Annotated in this window: 17 protein-coding genes; 6 read left to right on the top strand and 11 right to left on the bottom strand. The window is 37.3% G+C overall.

What is annotated here, in order from left to right; genetic code table 11:
* Positions 1–192: 192 nt before the first annotated feature.
* The 3 genes from AC5WOF_RS15195 to AC5WOF_RS15185 all read left to right on the top strand — a co-directional run bounded on the left by AC5WOF_RS15195 (position 193) and on the right by AC5WOF_RS15185 (position 3,335).
* Positions 193–1,167, top strand: a complete 975-nt coding sequence (locus AC5WOF_RS15195; RefSeq protein WP_496050927.1) for an ABC transporter substrate-binding protein — start codon at positions 193–195, stop codon at positions 1,165–1,167.
* A gap of 263 nt (positions 1,168–1,430) precedes the next feature.
* Positions 1,431–2,222 carry a YjgB family protein gene (locus AC5WOF_RS15190; RefSeq protein WP_496050801.1) on the top strand — a complete coding sequence of 264 codons (792 nt, stop codon included), beginning with the start codon at positions 1,431–1,433 and terminating at the stop codon, positions 2,220–2,222.
* 162 nt (positions 2,223–2,384) lie between these two features.
* On the top strand, positions 2,385–3,335 hold the full coding sequence (locus AC5WOF_RS15185; protein WP_496050800.1) for a M23 family metallopeptidase: 951 nt from the start codon (positions 2,385–2,387) through the stop codon (positions 3,333–3,335).
* A gap of 402 nt (positions 3,336–3,737) precedes the next feature.
* Here the strand turns inward: AC5WOF_RS15185 and bcaP are convergent, their stop codons facing one another.
* Together bcaP and AC5WOF_RS15175 are read right to left on the bottom strand one after the other, a co-directional pair.
* On the bottom strand, positions 3,738–5,147 hold the full coding sequence (gene bcaP, locus AC5WOF_RS15180; RefSeq protein WP_496050799.1) for a branched-chain amino acid transporter BcaP: 1,410 nt from the start codon (positions 5,145–5,147) through the stop codon (positions 3,738–3,740).
* Between the two features lie 195 nt (positions 5,148–5,342).
* Complete coding sequence (locus AC5WOF_RS15175) at positions 5,343–5,570, bottom strand: glutaredoxin family protein (RefSeq protein WP_496050798.1); 228 nt, start codon at positions 5,568–5,570, stop codon at positions 5,343–5,345.
* A 71-nt stretch (positions 5,571–5,641) separates the two neighbouring features.
* Here AC5WOF_RS15175 and AC5WOF_RS15170 point away from each other — a divergent pair, with 71 nt between their 5' ends.
* The gene (locus AC5WOF_RS15170; RefSeq protein WP_496050797.1) at positions 5,642–7,441 is read left to right on the top strand and encodes a menaquinone biosynthesis decarboxylase; all 1,800 of its coding nucleotides are present in this window, start codon (positions 5,642–5,644) and stop codon (positions 7,439–7,441) included.
* Between the two features lie 118 nt (positions 7,442–7,559).
* On the opposite strand, the gene yunB is transcribed toward AC5WOF_RS15170, so the two are convergent.
* Complete coding sequence (gene yunB / locus AC5WOF_RS15165; protein ID WP_496050796.1) at positions 7,560–8,228, bottom strand: sporulation protein YunB; 669 nt, start codon at positions 8,226–8,228, stop codon at positions 7,560–7,562.
* A 147-nt stretch (positions 8,229–8,375) separates the two neighbouring features.
* Between yunB and AC5WOF_RS15160 the strand changes: the two genes are divergently transcribed.
* On the top strand, positions 8,376–9,170 hold the full coding sequence (locus AC5WOF_RS15160; protein WP_496050795.1) for a thymidylate synthase: 795 nt from the start codon (positions 8,376–8,378) through the stop codon (positions 9,168–9,170).
* Positions 9,167–9,646 (top strand): dihydrofolate reductase, encoded by a 480-nt coding sequence (locus AC5WOF_RS15155; RefSeq protein ID WP_496050794.1) that lies wholly within the window; start codon positions 9,167–9,169, stop codon positions 9,644–9,646. The genes AC5WOF_RS15160 and AC5WOF_RS15155 overlap by 4 nt, the downstream gene beginning before the upstream one ends.
* On the opposite strand, the gene AC5WOF_RS15150 is transcribed toward AC5WOF_RS15155, so the two are convergent.
* The 8 genes from AC5WOF_RS15150 to AC5WOF_RS15115 form a co-directional block, all read right to left on the bottom strand.
* Positions 9,643–10,221 (bottom strand): isoprenylcysteine carboxyl methyltransferase family protein, encoded by a 579-nt coding sequence (locus AC5WOF_RS15150; RefSeq protein WP_496050793.1) that lies wholly within the window; start codon positions 10,219–10,221, stop codon positions 9,643–9,645. The genes AC5WOF_RS15155 and AC5WOF_RS15150 overlap by 4 nt on opposite strands.
* Positions 10,218–11,288, bottom strand: a complete 1,071-nt coding sequence (locus AC5WOF_RS15145; protein ID WP_496050792.1) for a type III polyketide synthase — start codon at positions 11,286–11,288, stop codon at positions 10,218–10,220. The genes AC5WOF_RS15150 and AC5WOF_RS15145 overlap by 4 nt, the downstream gene beginning before the upstream one ends.
* A gap of 111 nt (positions 11,289–11,399) precedes the next feature.
* Positions 11,400–11,699 (bottom strand): hypothetical protein, encoded by a 300-nt coding sequence (locus AC5WOF_RS15140; protein WP_496050791.1) that lies wholly within the window; start codon positions 11,697–11,699, stop codon positions 11,400–11,402.
* Positions 11,700–11,742: 43 nt separating this feature from the next.
* Complete coding sequence (locus tag AC5WOF_RS15135) at positions 11,743–14,340, bottom strand: helicase HerA domain-containing protein (RefSeq protein WP_496050790.1); 2,598 nt, start codon at positions 14,338–14,340, stop codon at positions 11,743–11,745.
* A gap of 11 nt (positions 14,341–14,351) precedes the next feature.
* Positions 14,352–15,887 (bottom strand): CD3337/EF1877 family mobilome membrane protein, encoded by a 1,536-nt coding sequence (locus AC5WOF_RS15130; RefSeq protein WP_496050789.1) that lies wholly within the window; start codon positions 15,885–15,887, stop codon positions 14,352–14,354.
* Between the two features lie 118 nt (positions 15,888–16,005).
* Positions 16,006–18,486, bottom strand: a complete 2,481-nt coding sequence (locus AC5WOF_RS15125; protein WP_496050788.1) for an ATP-binding protein — start codon at positions 18,484–18,486, stop codon at positions 16,006–16,008.
* Positions 18,483–18,884, bottom strand: a complete 402-nt coding sequence (locus AC5WOF_RS15120; protein WP_496050787.1) for a TcpE family conjugal transfer membrane protein — start codon at positions 18,882–18,884, stop codon at positions 18,483–18,485. The genes AC5WOF_RS15125 and AC5WOF_RS15120 overlap by 4 nt, the downstream gene beginning before the upstream one ends.
* Complete coding sequence (locus AC5WOF_RS15115) at positions 18,881–19,150, bottom strand: hypothetical protein (protein ID WP_496050786.1); 270 nt, start codon at positions 19,148–19,150, stop codon at positions 18,881–18,883. Before AC5WOF_RS15115 ends, AC5WOF_RS15120 begins: the two co-directional genes overlap by 4 nt.

The following is a 19,150-nucleotide window of genomic DNA, read 5'->3' as shown; positions in this document are numbered from 1 at the left end:
GTGTTCTTTTCTTATCCAGTTTAAAAAAAGGAAAGTGTATCGTCAATGATTTTCATTCTCAATAGAGTTGCAAAAAATATTCATTTCATCCTAATATGTTTCTTTTTCGAATATTTTCGTTTTAAAATAATATAAATTTCTGTCACAAATATGTTGACGTCCAAATCAATATTGGATACATTTGTTATGAGAATGATTATCACTATTGAGAAGGGAATTACCAACCACATGCGTAAATGGTTATCTAGCTTCGTTGTTTTGGCTTTACTTCTTTTTGCACTGACAGGTTGTACGCCAGAAAAATCGGAAAATGCAAATAATACGATTTCAATCAAACATGCAATGGGAACGACAAAAGTTTCAGCAAATCCAAAACGCATTGTTGTTTTGACAAGTGAAGGAACAGAAGCCCTGCTGGCCTTGGGAATTAAACCTGTAGGTGCTGTTCAACCATACAATGGAAATCCTTGGTACGACTATACGAAGGACAAGCTTCAAGGTGTAAAGCTCTTAGGAATTGAAAGTGCGCCTAATTTAGAGGCAATCGCCAGCTTAAAACCTGATTTGATCATCGGAAATAAAATGCGCCAAGAAAAAGTTTATACCCAACTTTCTGCAATTGCCCCTACTGTCTTTTCAGAGGAATTGCGGGGGGATTGGAAAATAAACTTCCAACTATATGCGAAAGCTGTAAACAAAGAGGCAGAAGGGAAAAAAGTACTAGCTGCCTACGAACAACACATCCAACAAACGAAAAAAGAATTAGGGGATCTCGTCCATAAAAAAGTTTCAGTTGTACGTTTTATGGCGGGTCAGACTCGAATTTATCAACTTAACAGCTTTACAGGTGCGATCTTTAAAGAGCTCGGTTTTCAAAGACCTGCCAATCAAAACAAAAATGACTTAGCTATACAAGTTACTCGTGAACAAATTCCTGAAATGGATGCTGATATCTTATTCTACTTCACCTACGATAAAGGAAAAGATAACGGCGGTACTAAATTAGAACAAGAGTTTACCAATGATCCTCTTTGGAAAGCATTAAATGCTGTTCAGCAGAAACATGCATTTAAAGTTGATGATATTGTTTGGAATACTGCTGGAGGCATTTTGGCTGCAAATAAGATGTTGGATCAATTAGTAGAATACACTAAACAAATGAAGTAAATAACAAAACAAATAAAACCGTCGGTTTTCAAACCGACGGTTTTATTTGTTTTGAAGTTTATTAAAGAAATGACATGATCAAACTGCTTTTTTACTCTTTCATTCACTGATCACAAAAACTGTTTTCCTTCTGTTTCTTATCCATCATTTATTGTTAACATTTTTAAACTAACATTCTTTCATCCTTTGTGTTATCTTTTAGAATTAGAAACGTTATGAAAATTATATAAAATCATAATTTGAGTAGTAGGGAGATGTTATCCTTGGAAGAAAAAGAGACTCTTGTATATAAAAAGAGTAGTACCGATAAAAAAACAAGTGTAGACGAACAAAGCTCCTCTGATACAAAAACAAAGGTTAAATCAACCCCCTTTGATAAACAAACCACGCTAGAGAAAATAAGTCCTTCTGACAAAAAAGAGAATAGCAAAAAAAAATTACAAATGGGACTTAAATTTGCAGGTATTCTCCTTACCACCATTCTCATTCCCATTATCCTATCTGCTTACCAAGATACGACTGACAAATGGATACAAAATTTATTTGGTACAGAAGAAACAAAACAACAAGCCTCAGCCGATTCTAAACAAGTCAATGTAAAAACTCCTGTTAATTCCCAATTAAAATCTGATGAAGTGACCTTGATCAAACTAAACCAATTAGCTAATAATGGAAAAACGATAAATTGCCAAATCCCTATAGGAACTACCAAAGAAATCTTGCTCCAAAACTGGGGAGAACCTGATTCTCGATCCAAATTAGGATTAATCGAATACTGGGAATACAAAAAACACCATATCACAATTGGTGTTTACAAAAATCGAATGATTGATATACGTTCTTTTGATCCATCTCTACAAAAATTAACTTTGGAGCAACTAAAAGAAACTGGAAAACCGGATAAAGAGTATGATCATATAAATTTAAATCAACATATTCTCGTGTATCAAATGGGCAAATACAAACTGCGGATGGTTTTTCCTAAACCGACCGAAGATAAGCCTTCCCCAAAGCTGATTAACATCTCTTTAGTAGATATAAATTATTCCAATTAAAATATCTCCAACTCCTGAGATGATTTTTTCATTCTCCTTCTATTTGGACAGCTTACATAAGCTGTCCATCGTCACCTTACTCCCACTGCTCTACTTTCATGTGACATGTAATGTATACTTACTATTCTTCTTTTGCAAACTAACAGCGAAAGGAGTGGACATATGCGTTACTTGTTTTTACTTATTTTCTTTTTCATCCATTTTCCTCCACATTCTGTCTTTGCAGCAACTGAAAAAAGCGAAACACAACAACTTTTCGAGTCCATGGAAACTTTAACAGGTGTTCCGTGGGAATATTTAGCAGCAATAGACCAGTTCGAATCTAATATTCATAAAGAAAAATTAAAAAATCGACTTACACATATACACATACCAAATTATTTATGGGCTGGTGTCAGTAATCCATCTCCTGATGATGCTTCCCTGATGACCATCCATTACTTTGGAGGCATGGGATTAGATGGTGATGGTGATGGGCGTGCAAACGCCTCTAGCGATCGTGATGTGCTCTATACCCTTTCACGTTACCTTTCTTCATATGGACCAACTATCTCCCATATTCGTGAACAGATTTGGAATTACTACAAGCAGCCAATGGCAGTTGATGTCATTACCCATCTAGCAAAAATTTATGAAAAATATCAAACAACAAAACTGGAAGGAACTGCATTTCCCATTCCTCGAGGATATATCTACACATATCGCAATACATGGGGGGATCGTCGTGGTTGGGGAGGACTCCGCATTCATGAAGGAACAGACATTTTTGCTCACTACGGTACTCCTGTCCGCAGCACTTGTTATGGATACATTGAATTAAAAGGGTGGAATCAGTACGGAGGATGGCGTTTAGGTATTCGTGATGTTAATAATCGCTATCATTATTTTGGCCATCTCAACAAATTTGAAAAAAACATGAAAAAAGGAATGATTGTTCACCCTGGTCAAGTCATCGGCTATGTAGGGTCATCCGGTTATGGTCCCCCTGGAACATCAGGAAAGTTCCCTCCACACTTGCACTATGGCATTTATAAATTCAATGGAAAAAAGACGTACTCTTATGATCCTTACCCTCTTTTAAAATCATGGGAACAGAAAGAACGAAAAAAATAGAACCTCCTAATGAACAGACAAAAGAACATTTTACAAAAATTAACCCAGTTGTATTTAAAACAACTGGGTTTCATTCTTTGAGTAATAGTTTAATTTTTTCCGTTCGTATATAATGAAATCACAGAGTGCTCATCCAGAGCCTCTCGTTCGAAGGGAAAAAATATATGGCCATCGAAAGGCATGATGACGGTTCCAAGACCGTCACAACAAGCACCGGTGCCAAGTACGAATATCCCGCAGGAGAGGGTCGTCCGACGTCCATCACTGGTGCGGACGGAACCCCGAGGGATGTACCTCCGCCTCCAGCGACGGACACAGAAGCGTAAGGACCACTAGGCATCCTTATATCTTCGGGCCAGTGTTACGAAATGTAACACTGGCCCACTGAATTTATTTGAAGTCTTACTTATTATTTTCTTTACTCAACAACGAATGTTTTCTTGAATAAGAAAAATAGACAATAACACCTAACAAAATCCATATCACAAAGAAAATCCAAGTCATAACACCCAATAATAACATCAAGTATCCACAGCTTAAAATTGCTAAAATCGGAACTAGTGGTACAAAAGGTGTTTTAAATTTCCTAGGTAAATCTGGCTCTGTTTTCCGAAGCACTAAAACTGCGATGGAAACCGTTACAAAAGCAGCTAAAGTACCTATATTTACTAATGTTGCAATCTTTGATAAAGGAACTAGTCCTCCTATTAAACCCGCAATAATTCCGCAAACCCATATTACCCTTGTAGGAACTTGTCTTTTTTTATTCATTTTGGCTAATGATTTTGGAAACAAACCATCTCTTGAAATAGATAAAATAATCCGAGTTAAACCATAAAGCATTACTAAAATAACGGTCATCATGCCAAGTACCGTACCGATTGTGACCAAAATAATCAACCAATTTTGTCCTAATGCTTCCAATGCAAATGCTACTGGACGATCCTCATGTCCTACAAAACTCTCAGATGGAACCAGCCCAGTAATGATTAAAGTAACAAGAATATATAAAACCGTGCAAATTAATAGAGAATATATGATTCCTCTTGGTAGATCTCTAGCAGGATCTTTGGTTTCTTCTGCCGCTGTACTGACTGCATCAAATCCGAGAAATGCAAAAAATACAAGCGCAGCTGCACTGAATACTTTGGACCAACCATGTGGAATAAATGGTTTCCAGTTAGCTGGATCCATATGAAATATCCCTACCCCGATAATGAGTACAATAACAAGAATTTTAATTGTTACCATCACATTGTTTAAACGTTTCGATTCTTTTACACCCAAAGAAAGCATCAAAGTTATTACCATAACGATAAAGAATGCAGGAAAATTAAAAATAGTATTTTGTCCTGGTACTGAGCCAGGAGCACCGGTCAAAACAGCAGGAATATGGATGCCAATACTCTCTAAAAACGCCTGTGCATATCCTGACCATCCCGCAGATACAGCGCTTACAGCTAGCAAATACTCAGAAATCAAATCCCAACCAATAAGAAACGCAAAAAATTCACCGATGGTTGCATAAGCATAGGTGTAGGCAGATCCAGAGACTGGTACAGTAGATGCAAATTCAGCATACGTTAAGGCTGCAAATAGACAAGCCAACCCTGCAATAATAAATGAAATGATTACGCCAGGACCTGCCATGATGGCACCTGTTCCAGACAAAACGAAAATACCTGTTCCAACCACTGCCCCTACACCAAGTAAGGTTAAATCCCATGTTCCTAGATCTCTTTTCAATCCAGAATGGGATTGCTTTGCTATTAATGCATGTACATCTTTCTTTTGAAATAAACTCATCATCATCCTCCAGTTTTATTGACAGAATAGTATTACGATTCCTTTTTAAAGGTATTGTTATTATAACGAAATCAGACAGGCAATTGGAAGTGTTATACTAAATAAACTAAAATAATGAAGTTTAACTCAATTCAAAATAAAATTATATTACAAATAAAAAAGTTCCCCAAACTCACAAGGGAACTTTTTGCAACTAGTTGTTTATCGATTAAGAGCTTCTAAAATTTCATCTGGTTTTAACCCTTGTATTTTTTTATCTCCTATAATAGTTACAGGAACACCAAGAAAACCCATCGCTTTGACTTCTGCTATACGTTCTTCATTATGACCACAATCTCGTACTTCATACGTAATCTGGTGATCATCAAGAAATTGTTTCAATATATTGCATTCGATGCAATGTGGTTTGGTATAAACAATGACTTCCATGGCAACTCCCCCATTCTTCCTATATAATAAACCATAGTTCACAAAAACTATCTATAGGAGAATAGATATACATGCATCTTAATTTGCGTTCTTTTTTGAAACAGCTCCGTCGTGAAGGCGAATTACATACTATTGAAACACAGGTTGATCCCTATTTGGAATTAGCAGAAATTCACCGCAGAGTGATTGAACAAGGTGGACCAGCACTTTTATTTACGAACGTTGCTGGAAGTCCTTTTCCTGTAGTTACAAATCTATTTGGTACAACAAGACGGGTAGAACTAGCTTTTGGCCCGAGACCTGAGCAGTTGACGAAGGAAGCTGTTCAACTCACACATCGTCTCATGCCGCCATCAATCAGTGCTCTATGGAAAGAAAAAAAATGGCTAAAAGAATTATTAAAGGTAGGATTCCGTTCTATACCAGCTGAGAAGGCCCCTGTATTAGAAGTATCTCCATCAATCGTGGATTTAAAAAAATTGCCTGTACTCACTTCCTGGCAAGAAGACGGAGGGCCTTTTGTCACTCTCCCTCTTGTATATACACAACATCCAACAACTCATCAGCATAACTTAGGGATGTACCGGATGCAGATTTTCGATGCTACCACAACAGGAATGCATTGGCAGATTCACAAAGGCGGCGGTTTTCACTATCATGAAGCCGAAAGAGCGAATCAATCCCTTCCTGTACATGTTTTTTTAGGTGGCCCACCCGCACTGATTGCGTCTGCTATTGCACCAGTACCTGAATTTTTACCAGAACTTCTCCTCACATCTTTGATTCTTGGTGAAAAATTACCAGTGGTAAAAGATGAACAAACTGGATATCATATCGTTTCTGAAGCCGAGTTTTTACTTAAAGGTTCTGTTGCACCTCATGAGCGTAAGCTGGAAGGACCTTTTGGTGATCACTACGGTTACTATTCATTAGCCCATCCGTTCCCAGTTTTCCAAGTTAATAAAGTATATCATCGGAAAGATGCCATCTACCCTGCTACTATAGTAGGAAAACCAAGACAAGAAGACTATTTCCTTGGAGAATTTTTACAAAAGCTACTCTCCCCTGCCTTTCCTATGGTGATGTCAGGAGTGAAAGACCTGTGGACGTATGCAGAAACTGGTTTTCATCCATTAGCAGCTGCGCGTGTACGAGAAAGCTATAAACGAGAAGCACTAGCTCATGCTTTTCGTATACTCGGAGAAGGACAACTGACCCTTACTAAGTTTTTAATGCTTACAGATCAAGAAGTATCGTTAGCAGATTTTTCAGCTTTATTCACTCGTATACTTGAACGTTTTGATCCTGCTAGCGACTTGATCATCTTAGAAAATACATCCATGGATACATTGGACTACACCGGTCGACGGCTCAATCACGGAAGTAAAGCCATTCTCCTTGGAGTTGGTGAACAAAAACGAGATCTACCAAGAGGTTATGAAGGTTCTGCGCTTAGTGGCATCAAGCATATTGTCACTTATATACCAGGTGTTCTCGTATTAGAAGCAAAAGATAGTTTTGCTATTCACCCAAACTTAGCAGGAGAATTATTAGATAATTTCCATGATCAGCTCCAAGACTGGCCATTTGTTTTTATCGTTGATGACCGGAAAACAGTTGAAAATCAAACATCATTTCTATGGACGATCTTCACCCGTTTTGACCCAGCTTATGACATCTATGCACGTGCAACACTGGAACGGCATAAGCCTAGATATCAATTACCAATTATCGTTGATGCTAGGATGAAACCAAATTATCCTGCTGAATTAGAAGTGGACTCAAAAATAAAAAATGTCGTTGATTCCAAGTGGAGAGAATATCAAATTCCTAAAGAAAACTTGCCGATTGACAAGCCTTTCAAGGCGTAGACAGAGTCTTAGTTGCACTTATGCACCTCAGACAAGGGCACAAGTCTCGCTTTGTAGATAAGATAAAATTTATACTCTCTTATCTATTAAGAAATAGAAACGTTCTTTAAGAGCGTTTTTATTTTACTGGAGGAACTGGCATCTGTTTTACAGTTCCTTGGTCATTATAAAAATAATAATTGGGTACTTTTCCGACTACAAGCGCTTGAGCAATCGGATAGTTCACTTCCACTGGTAACAATTCTTCTTTAAAGGGAATAATCAAATCCATTTCCGTTTGTATTTTTAAATTCATCGTAACCATTACCATGTTGATCCCCTGTGATTCCAACTTGGGTACTAGACTCACTTTTACTGTCCCTTTTGGCCAAAGCTGTATGGAAAGAGGAGGGCCGTAATTTGCAAATATATTGCTGTCAAGGGCTTGACCGAGGCGAATATCGATAGGCTTATCTCTCAGATGTTTCAATACATCTTGAATTTTAGAGGTTGTATTTTGGTAAATTTTTGCTTGTACTTGTTGATTCATCTGTATATAAGATATGTTACCTTCCTGATCCTTTTGAACGTTCATCACTGCATTTAACTCATGACCCAGCTTAACTTGTTCTCCGATTCCCTCCACAATCGCTTCTTGTGCTAACCGTTTTGCTTCTGTTTTAGCAATTTGAACAAGTATTGGATGAACATTTCGGTCAACCAACCAAACTAATGCAAAAAGCACGAAAAAGGTAAAGATACTCCAGAGTATTATCTTTTGTTTTCGACGCACCCGTTTCCGAAACAAGCTGATACACCCCATTTTTCCCAGAGAAAGGAATTGACACAGATCCAATTAAAGCTGAAACTAGAAAAGGAGTTTGAAGACAAAATCTATTTTCTTTTCACAGCTTATTCAACTAAGGACAAAAGTATGGCAAGTAGGGAGATAATAATGAAACAATACTTGAATCTATTAGAAAACATTTTGGAAAATGGGGAGAAACGAAAAGATCGCACTGGTACTGGTACCATCAGTTTATTTGGACATCAGATGCGCTTTCCCTTGCAAGAAGGATTTCCACTCATTACTACTAAAAAAGTACATCTTCGCTCGATTATTTATGAATTATTGTGGTTTTTACGAGGAGACACGAACATCCAATATCTAGTGGATAATAAAGTGTCAATCTGGAATGAATGGGCAGATGAAAACGGCGAACTCGGTCCAGTTTATGGAAAACAATGGCGTTCTTTTCCTAGTCCTGATGGAAAAACAGTAGACCAAATTAGCTGGGTTATCGAAGAAATAAAAAAGAATCCTGATTCAAGAAGACTAATCGTTAGTGCATGGAATCCAGGAGAAATAGAGAAAATGGCACTCCCCCCTTGTCATTTGTTATTTCAATTTTATGTGTCAAATGGGAAACTTTCTTGTCAGTTATACCAACGCAGTGCTGATACTTTTTTAGGTGTTCCCTTTAATATTGCCAGCTACGCCCTCCTGACTCATATGGTGGCTCAAGTAACTGGACTTGGTGTAGGCGATTTTATTCATACTATTGGGGATGCACACATTTATCTCAATCATCTTGAGCAAGTGAAGGAACAGCTGACAAGAAAACCATTTCCTCTGCCACAATTGCAGTTGAATCCAGATGTAAAATCTATTTTTGATTTTTGTTATGAAGATATCGCTATTGATCATTATGTTGCTCATCCTCACATCAAAGGGGAAGTGTCAGTATGATATCCATTGTGGTGGCTTATGATGAAAATCGAGTGATTGGTCATCAAAATCAATTACCTTGGCATTTGCCTAATGATCTAAGACATTTTAAAGAACTAACTGTTGGAAAAACCATAGTGATGGGAAGATCAACGTATGAATCTATTGGAAAGGCCCTTCCTAGTCGGAGAAATATTGTCCTTACACGCTCAACCTCCTTTCAAGCAGATGGTATTGAAGTGGTTCACCAAATAGAAAATATTCTCACTTTGGGTGACATCATGATTATTGGTGGGGCATCTATCTACAAACAATTTCTTCCTTATATTCATCAACTTTACATCACAAAAATTCATCATTCCTTTCCAGGAGATACCTATTTCCCTAACTGGAATAAAGAAGACTTCCAGCTTGTTTCCAAAGAAAAAGGGATAGAAGATGAAAAAAATATCTATCCCCATACCTTTTATCATTTTTCAAAAAAAGATCAGACCTAGTCTGTACTTGATCGATTCCAATTTGGGAGAAAACGCCGTTTTTCTCCCATTTCTTCTTCATAGTTGGTGACATCTTTCAAGGCATATTCTTCCATTGGAATACGAATCAATACCATTGTGAGAGTGTTGATAAATGTTACTATCGCAGCAGTTAAATACGCTCCAAAGATGACCGGAAAAACGAGCAGCTCTATTGCTACCACCACATAATTAGGGTGACGCATATATTTATAAGGGCCAGCCACACTCGGTTTATGACCCGGAACTACCCAAATTCTCGTATTCCAGTACTTACCCAAAGATCGAATACACCAGTATCGCAAGACTTGAGTACATGCAAAAATTAACAAGGGTACATAGGCCCATGATGGAGGTTTCGCGCGAAAAAACAAGACCTCCCCCCATATTCCGATAAAAAACAATAGGTGAATAAAGACAATTAATTTATAATGCTCTCGACCAACCTCATAGCCACCTTGGCTAGCCATCCAAGTACTGTTTTTCTTTGAAATAGCTAACTCTCCAATTCGTTGGACTACTACAATCCACCACAGCAAAATCATCCAAGATGTCATATTGAAACACTCCTATTCCAATCTAACAATAGTAACTCAGAACTAAATCCTGGCCCCAAAGCAGTCATCAAACCGTAACCAGAAGTAGGATTTGTTTGTAAAACTTGTTGTAGAACAAATAACACGGTTACAGATGACATATTGCCAAAGCACTTTAGTACGTCATATGCATAATTAAATTTATCTTTGGACAACCTCAGAGCTGATTCGTATGCCTCCAATACTTTTTTCCCACCAGGGTGAGAAATCATATAGGCAATATCTTCTATCGTAATTTCAGATTTTGCTAAAAACGTATCTACAACTGGTTTTACTTGTTCGTGGACGATTGATGGAATATCTCTAGAAAAAATGACTTTCAAACCATCATCCACTACTTCCCACCCCATTACATCTAAAGAATCAGGCCAAATTGTACTCATGCTATCTACTACAGCAGGCCCACTACTATTTGCTAAAACATTTTCACCGACTACTAAAACAGCTGCTGCCCCATCCCCAAATAATGAAGTTGCAACAAAATTGCTTTTACTATTATCTTGTGGCCGATAAGTTAAACTGCATAGTTCTACTGCCACAAAAAGCACCCGAGAATCTGGGTAACTTTTAGTAAATTCATAGGCTCTTGATAAACCGGATACCCCACCAGCACAACCGAGTCCCCAAATAGGCGTACGTTTAATGTGTGTCGATAATCCCAACTGATTGATAAGATGAGCGTCTATACTAGGAGTAGCTATTCCTGTTGTAGATACAAAAAAAATGTGGTCAATTTGTTTTGGATGCGTACCAGATTGCTCTAAACATTGACGGATCGCATCTTCGGCTAATTGACATGTCATCTGATTATATTTTTCATTTCTTTCGGGAAAAGTATGTCGTCTGCTAAACCACTCAGGAGGACAACTGATATAACGTTTCTCGATTGCAGTATTTTCAAATATCGTCATCATTTTATCCATTTGTTCCAATGAACCACCAAACAACTCTTTAGCAAATGCTTTAGCGTCCGATTGGGATAATTCGTATGGTGGTACTGCCGTTCCCACGGCGACAATTTTCGACAATACGATAAACCCCTTTAGCATTTTTTCCTAGCTTAACCATTTATATATAAAAAAATAGCCTATCATTTGACAGGCTATTTTTAGATGATTTATTTGTATACAGAAGAAACTCTATAGTCTATGTCTTATCTTTAATATCAAATAACGTAATCCACCAACGACTACACCCATAATAACTTGAAAAATAATCGATTGATTAGGAATCAAATTTGCCAGAATTAATATAGTAGCAATTGCCCAACCAAACGATAATACTAAAGATGACCAAAAATAAACCGTCACAATCATAAACAAGAAAGCAACAATTGCCGTTGCCGAAGATCTAAGAGCAATCCCTAATACAAAACTGAGGAGAATTACTTCAAAAAAGGGTAAGACAGAACGACCAAATCCGTGAAGAGTTTTTAACATCTACTTTACCTCCCATCACAGCATCATCAGAAGTTAACATTATTTAAGTTAACTCTTGACGTTGTTGCTCCATATAATGAGAGATCTCTTTATCCAATTCCTCTACCTCTCTAGCTTCCCCTGATTCAATCATCCTTTTGATGCCCCAGTCCAATCCCCATTTAAATGCTTCTTTCCGTTCATTTGTCTTATAGTTGGCAATCTTTCCGTCTGGTTGAAAAACAGAGGGTGGTAAATTGGAAACTACACAAGTTGTTACTGTTTTCCGCTGGTTCTTTTTTGAATGAATATATACAGCTGCTGTACGTTCTGCTAACTTCTCTACAAATGATGCTTTTAGATGATTTCGGGTCAAATCTTCGATCTCATCTGCGCCTTCTAACTGTGCGCAGCTAATAATCATTCCAATATTCCCTTTCATTGCTTGCATAAGCTCTTCATTACTAAACTGATCAATTTCTCTTGTTACCAGCCCTATACCTAAATCACATTTATCATCACTCAACAAGATTTCTGTAAATAAAGGAATTTGAATCATATGAGCTTCATCGATCATCATTAGATGAAATTTTGCACCCACTGGACGTTTAATAGCTGCTTGATAATAGTGATTTACTAGTTGACCAACTGTTACCTTTAATTCGTGATCCTTCATTCCATCGAGATCAAAAAATACTAAATGGCCTTCATCGAGATACTTATTGATATCTAGCGTCATCTCTTTTTGCAGATACATTCTACGCATAGTAGGATCTTGTAACAATGGGTCTATATGATTGAGAATCCCTTCTACTTCCCTTTTTAGTTCTTGTTGATCCAATTTTGTCCAGAAACGTTTTACATATGGATCCTTTCCTTTTTGAATAATCTTTGCACGAAATGTTGGATCTCGGAAAAATTCATCTACACATAAGATCGTATGTCGTTCATCATGCTCCATCAAACTATGCACGGCCAAAGTTAATAATCTTTTCATCCTTGTGAGTGATTCACTTTTCCCGTGTTTGTGCAGCAAGACTTCTGCTATTTGTTCCGCAATCTGATCAATTGGTATTTCATTAGGATTTGCTAATAAATTTAAACCAACCACATGAGATGTGTCGCTCGATAAATTAAAGTGATGAATTTTTTCTTTGGGGATTTTCTCTCCATTTTCTTCTAAAAACCGAAGTCTATTTTCAATAATAGGAATCATTTCACGTGCTGGGTCCAAAATGGTGAATCCAGGATGATTATCGGGGTCTTTTAACCAATCGTCAATCATGGACTGAATAATTTGTGTAGATGCACTCGACCTACCCATTCCACTTGTTCCTGAGAGAAGGAAATGTTTGGTGAGTTGGTTGTAGCTAACCCTTACCTCACGAGCATGTAACGGGTGTTTGGCCACCCCTACGAGAACTCCTTCATTTAATTCCTCATCTTCCAGCGTTCGTTGATCATTTACCAAGTGCAAGAGAAATCCACGGCTATTCTTATCCATTTTCTCCGGCTCTTTATAAATCCAATGTGTCGAAGGTGGCAAATGAAATAAATTTGCCAATTCATTTCCATCCCAAATCATAAAACTAGAGGGATATGGATACGGAACTGGGTTTCTGTCTTTAAGTGGATTCCAAATTTTTTGCGGCCAAAATCGAATTGCTCCATCATAATTCATTGCTGTTTCAATCGCATTTGCAGATGATCGAACAATAGAAACAGCATGTTCATGATTTGACCACAAACTCATTCTTACTTTAAAAGAGAGTTCTCTACCTGTTAGCCTTTTCATCAAACTGATTCTGCGGGCTTTTTCTTCTGGTTCCATCTCCGATATTTTTTTATCTTTGAAACTATCCATCACATCTTCAGAACGATCTTCTAACTTAGACCAACTTACTGGAGAAAATTGGATATCGAGAAATGTACCTGGCCGGAGCGAATTTAAAATATTTCCAATGGGACTCTCTTTTTTCTGTTCCAATGATGCTAATGGTAATCCTTTTCTTTTTCCTAATTGAAAAGTGAAAATACCACCTGAACCACCATTCTCTGGCTCCGGAAATTGCTCTTTCGTTATTTCGTGAATCTCTGCTGATGGATAAACACTTTGGATCGTATCAAATACACTATTTTTCTTATCTTTTGGATAAGCCATATAGATTCCAATTTCATTTGATCCAGTTGGGATTGCAAAACGAATCCGAAACCATGGGTTTCCAAATTGGATACGTCGAGTCAAATGACGAATCATCCCACCAAATGTACGAGTCATAGTAGTAATTTTATCGATTTCTAACTCGATATTATCTGCTGGTAAGATCCGAAGATATCTCACACCTTTAATGGCCTGTTGTCGGTAATACATAACCATTAACCATCTAATTAGGATATACAACAGAGGAATACAAACAAGTATTAAAATAACAGTCGGCAACCAAGATAAAATAAAGTTCCCAGAAGCTTCCATGGTTGAATTTACGGAACTAACTGCCTGCGAAGTATCAGGTGATTTCCCTTCTAATCTAGGTTGTAGAAAATCCCAAATTTTTGAAAGGAGAAACAGAAATGCTAATGGTAATACAGCATAAAACAATACATAGCGTGGTATTTTCGCCAAGTCATCAGGTCCGCCTTTCGGCATTTTTAACCAACTCATATTTCTCCCACCTATCTTGGAAATCTAATTTTTTCAATCCTTGTTGTCGCTGTCTGTAAATATTTTTTAAACTGTTTTCCTAAATCACTAGAATTATCGGTATACTGTGTAAATTTACCAAGCGATCCATTCACAATGCTGATAAGCTCATTCCGCTTCCAAATAATACCCACAGTCAATATAAGCTGCATAATAATTGTCCAAGCATAACCAAACTGTTGAGGAGGAGTTAAATTATATAGGATCTGTGACAAAGTTAAGATCATACTCAACAACACACCCAAAACAATTTTCAAAATTTGATAGCCAATGAATTTTTTACTCCAATCCATCGCTAGTCCTGACCAAGCAGGATAGAGTGCCATTAAAAAGGCGAAAGGAGCAAAGAGTGCAAAAATGACAAAGATAAATTGATATACCAAAATAGCTCCTGCAACAAATAGAAATACTGCTCCTAATATCAGATGAGATACAGCCAGTAGTCCAAGCAGTGTTAAGCGTTGGAATACACCTAAACTCGTTACCATTACATTTGGTTCATACCCCAGAGCAGGATTTCCTAAGCTCTCTTCTCTTACGGCTTGTATTCGAGCTTGACTCCCTGGCTTGTTATTTAAAATACGTCCAATACGTTCTGGTTTCAGCTGAGGATCACCAGAAGTTTTCCCATACTGCAGCATAAGATAAGGTTGGTAAATCAACATATCATATAGCTTATCTGCTACTACAAAGGAAGAGACTTGTGAGGAATATTTGTTTGAATTAGCTGTTGATTGTTTTTGGTTTTGTCGTCCTAAATTAATATCTCCTGAAGAATTTTCATCAGTTTGATTTGTACTTACCATGTCTGCTTGTAGTCCAACACCCATAATCTCTTGACTAATTCCACTACTGATTCCATTCAAATATTTCATGATGCCACTTGAATTGTTAAAAAAGGCCAAAGAGACCATTAAAATAAAAATAGTTCCAATTATACCGGTCCAAGCACTTGATGTATCTCGTTTATATAGTCCTTTATATGCAATCCAAGCACCTGCTAATAAAATCATAAAAGTTAAAAAGTTGCCCCATATACCGGTATTTCCAACAACATGCCCATTAAAGCCAACAAACTTTTGGATAATAGCATCGATTTTATTAGCAAATATATCGACGATATCTAGTGAAAAACCGTTCTCAACTCCTGAAATAACTAAAAAATCCCAAATCAATATCATCTGCCAAACAGAATTTACAATGAACGAATGAGCTAAGGCATATCCCGAGTCGGAGAGATTGCCCCCTAAATCCCAGGCATCATCATTTGGAAATTGAATCTCTAAATAATACCTGCTCGGTTTGTACTTTGCATATTTGACATCATATCCTTTTAGTTTGGCCGCCTTTATCCTTTCCTCCGGAAAATGAACTAACGAATCAAACATAAAATTGTACCCTGTTTGATTAGATGAAACCTGTGGTTCAGCACTAGCCTCCCCTAGCATGGATGTCCACAGGTAACAAACCAATATTCCAACAGCCAACCATTTGCTATACTTTTTCATGAGATCTCTCCACCTCTAGGTTGGATATTTATTGACTTTGAATCATACCGTTCACATAGATATCGTTTCACTAGAGGGAAGAATTCTTCATGTATAACGATAATCAAAGTCGATAGTTCTAAACTTTCATAGTCTTTGTCTCAATATGTAATTTTTTTGATCCTGGTCTTGTATCAAAAGCTTCTAGGAGTCTGTCCTCCATAATACATATTTCTAATTCATTTACTCGTTTTTCAAGATCAGACATGAGACATGTACCCGTTGGCAGATTTCTTACTTTTTCAATATTAGTTTCATTCACTTCTATTCCTAATATATGGCAAGCTGCTTCCGCTTCTTTATTATCTCGACAGCGAAAGACAAAACGACATCCTAGATTGGATCTTATCTCTTCCCCTAACATATCTTTCGCATTTTGACTGATGAGATAAATTGCAGAGTTTTTACTCCGTCCAGTTCTTACTAGTTCTTCTAATATCGCACGACCTTCGCGAACTTTAGCTAAGCGCCATGACTCATCGAATACAACCATCTTAAATTGGTCAGAAGATTGATTCGAAAAACGGCGAGAAAAATCAGATATTGCCATTAATAACGCTATGCCCATCCGACCAAAATCAGTTTGACTCTCTTCCGGAAGCTGTAGATCTTCAATTTGCAATATAGTAAGTGGCTTCGATAAATCAATCGCCTCTTGTGTTCCATCACCGAAGAGGAGTTGTCCTTGTCCTGAAGTTGCCAAATAACTTAAGACATCGATTATTTCTTCTAAACTATCCTGTCTTTTTTCTGGTAACTTTTGAATACCTTCCATCAATACTTCTAAAACCATTGTCATAGAAGGTTTTTCTGCTTTTATTACTTGATCCACTACTTTCCCAAGTACAATAGCTTCGTAAGTGCCATCAGCAGCTCTGGCTAAAAACTGTAATATTCTCTTTGCTGTTTCAGCTGCCGCAAATTTCTCTTGTTGTGACTTAGCGCCCATGAGTGGATCTAATTTTCCACGATCTGTTATCCCTGAACGCAAAGTGATCGTATTCGCTATCGGAGCGAGTTCAGGCAGCATCTGTGGCCAGTGCCCTCTTTCATCTTTTGGATCGAAGATCAATACTTTCGAACCTTTTAATAAGGCTTGATATGCAAGTAGGTTTGCTCCTAATGATTTTCCAGCACCTAGTGATCCAATAAAAGCAGCAGATGCAGTAGTACTCAATTTTTTATCTTTCGGTCCACGATCATGTTCAAAAAACACTGGTGAATTTTTTGACATTCCAATAAAAAATCCTTGTCCATCACCCAATTGTCTAACTGCACCCAGCATTCCAGCAGCGGATGCCGTCGGGTCCATGTGGTGAACATAATCCGTGATATAACGTTTACTGCCAGGCAAAAATTCATTAAAACCTCGCCACTGGTCTCCATAAGGAATTTCTATTTGTACCATCATTTCACTATATAAATCTTTGATTAATTGTATTCTCAGTTGTAGTTCGTCTTTACTTTTAGCAGACACACAAAGGACGATAGATGTTTGTAGCAAAGGAAACTTGTCTACTCTTAAATTGTTCTCTAATTCCAGTGCTTCTTGTCTACTATTTAAAATATGAAAGGATGTATCTTCACCACTTTCAGTAGCATGTTCGTCCTCAGCTTTTAATTCTTTCTTTTTATTTTGCACCTGAGATAGTGCCTTCCTATATTCAATCGTTTCTGTCCGTACAGATGCTTCCACTGGAAATGGGAGCTTAAGTAAGGAATAAAGCCATTCTGTCCCTGGTACTGGGGCTTTATCTGGAATGTGGGAAACAGTTAAAAAAGCCATGTATCCAAGTCGTGGTTTTCCTGATACGAATTGTTCTACAACTAACTGACGCCCTCCAGATGCATCGAATCTCCCTTCTGTTAAAGTTAAAATGTCTCTAGTCGGTCGAATTGCCTTCTTTCCTTTAACTTCTACTGATACTGCTTTTGGTTTCCATTGATATCTTCCTGGGGGGTCACCAATACCCCGGTAAAAACCTCTACGAATAAGCCATTCTAACTCACTTGTTTTTAATCGTTTGACTGATAAAAATCCATTCAATCGAGAAAAAATAGTTTCTTCCTGAATCTGATAGGCAAGAAGTTCTTCTTCAAGAATCTCAGGGAAATCTGTTCCTGATCTATTTAACAAATATCTTTTGAAATCTCTCCACGCATAGGACATTTCTCGAAAGAATGATAGACCAGATACTTGAGTTTCTTTAAGCCTAATACCAATAAAATAACGATACTGGTTTAGTTCCTTTTCCTTTAAGTGTTTTAAACTTGCTTGGATATGATCTTCGCCAGGCTGTAACAATTCTGAAACCAAAGATTGTTTCATAATCAATTTTTTCTCTTCAAGATCTTCTGAAACAGGAATCATCAAGGTATGAATATCCGCGTTCATGTTCCAATAAAAAGCCTCCAATTTCCCATGGAGGCTAAGCTTGTCATCAACTGTGAGGTAATCATAGGTATAGCCTGCAAGTTCATAATAGGCTGTAACAGTTCCATCTTGGGCAAATACAATATTTTTTTCAAAATATTTAAGCGGGAAAGGAAAGGTGCTCAAATATTGTCACCTCCACTGTTGAAACGAAAAGCAACTTCACCTTCATATTGATACTTTTCGTCGGTTGTCTTTTTTAATTTTTGATAGCGGGCAAAATAACGACAAGAAAGGAGATGTTCAAAGTAACGAAATAAAAAACGATGAGGCGCTTTTCCGTCCAATGTTTTACGAGTGAAAAACCATGAAACCAAAATAGGTATTCCTAAAAATTTCACTAGATAATAGTTTCCAAACCAATTCATCATTGGCAACGTATTTAATAAAAGCATGATAAACAATGCACCTGTAAAAAATCCTAATTGTCTATAAGAGACGGGGATTGGTAAAGGAATCCCCTGAATCGAATAAACCGTTTTTTCGATTCGAAATACTTGGTTGTAAATCCTAATTTGTTTCATTTTAAATAAGCCTCAAATAACCATTGGAATCCATTCTGTCCCATTTGCTGTACAAATTCCGGTTTAAACACAAACACACTAACCAGCATTGCAAAGAGAACAAAACCTAAGAATGCTGTAAATGCACGTTTCCAAAATAAGGTCACACTTACAAATATAATGATGAGCATAAAAATTGCGCCAATTTCACTGCCCATTGATGCTTCTAATTTTTTACCTGGTCCCTCCGCAGCCAAAAACGTCAGAATGGTACTCATATCAAACAT

Source organism: Shimazuella sp. NTD250, assembly GCF_059510375.1.
Note: the sequence above shows the minus strand (reverse complement) of the source record. Positions and strands in the feature narration are given on the sequence as shown.

What these genes read in the sequence shown, in the direction of transcription:
- AC5WOF_RS15195 (WP_496050927.1), top strand. Translation starts at nt 193, where the DNA reads ATGATTATCACTATTGAGAAGGGAATTACCAACCACATGCGTAAATGG.
- AC5WOF_RS15185 (WP_496050800.1), top strand. Translation starts at nt 2,385, where the DNA reads ATGCGTTACTTGTTTTTACTTATTTTCTTTTTCATCCATTTTCCTCCA.
- bcaP (WP_496050799.1), bottom strand. Translation starts at nt 5,147, where the DNA reads ATGATGATGAGTTTATTTCAAAAGAAAGATGTACATGCATTAATAGCA.
- AC5WOF_RS15175 (WP_496050798.1), bottom strand. Translation starts at nt 5,570, where the DNA reads ATGGAAGTCATTGTTTATACCAAACCACATTGCATCGAATGCAATATA.
- AC5WOF_RS15170 (WP_496050797.1), top strand. Translation starts at nt 5,642, where the DNA reads ATGCATCTTAATTTGCGTTCTTTTTTGAAACAGCTCCGTCGTGAAGGC.
- AC5WOF_RS15160 (WP_496050795.1), top strand. Translation starts at nt 8,376, where the DNA reads ATGAAACAATACTTGAATCTATTAGAAAACATTTTGGAAAATGGGGAG.
- AC5WOF_RS15155 (WP_496050794.1), top strand. Translation starts at nt 9,167, where the DNA reads ATGATATCCATTGTGGTGGCTTATGATGAAAATCGAGTGATTGGTCAT.
- AC5WOF_RS15150 (WP_496050793.1), bottom strand. Translation starts at nt 10,221, where the DNA reads ATGACATCTTGGATGATTTTGCTGTGGTGGATTGTAGTAGTCCAACGA.
- AC5WOF_RS15140 (WP_496050791.1), bottom strand. Translation starts at nt 11,699, where the DNA reads ATGTTAAAAACTCTTCACGGATTTGGTCGTTCTGTCTTACCCTTTTTT.
- AC5WOF_RS15135 (WP_496050790.1), bottom strand. Translation starts at nt 14,340, where the DNA reads ATGAGTTGGTTAAAAATGCCGAAAGGCGGACCTGATGACTTGGCGAAA.
- AC5WOF_RS15130 (WP_496050789.1), bottom strand. Translation starts at nt 15,887, where the DNA reads ATGAAAAAGTATAGCAAATGGTTGGCTGTTGGAATATTGGTTTGTTAC.
- AC5WOF_RS15120 (WP_496050787.1), bottom strand. Translation starts at nt 18,884, where the DNA reads ATGAAACAAATTAGGATTTACAACCAAGTATTTCGAATCGAAAAAACG.
- AC5WOF_RS15115 (WP_496050786.1), bottom strand. Translation starts at nt 19,150, where the DNA reads ATGTTTGATATGAGTACCATTCTGACGTTTTTGGCTGCGGAGGGACCA.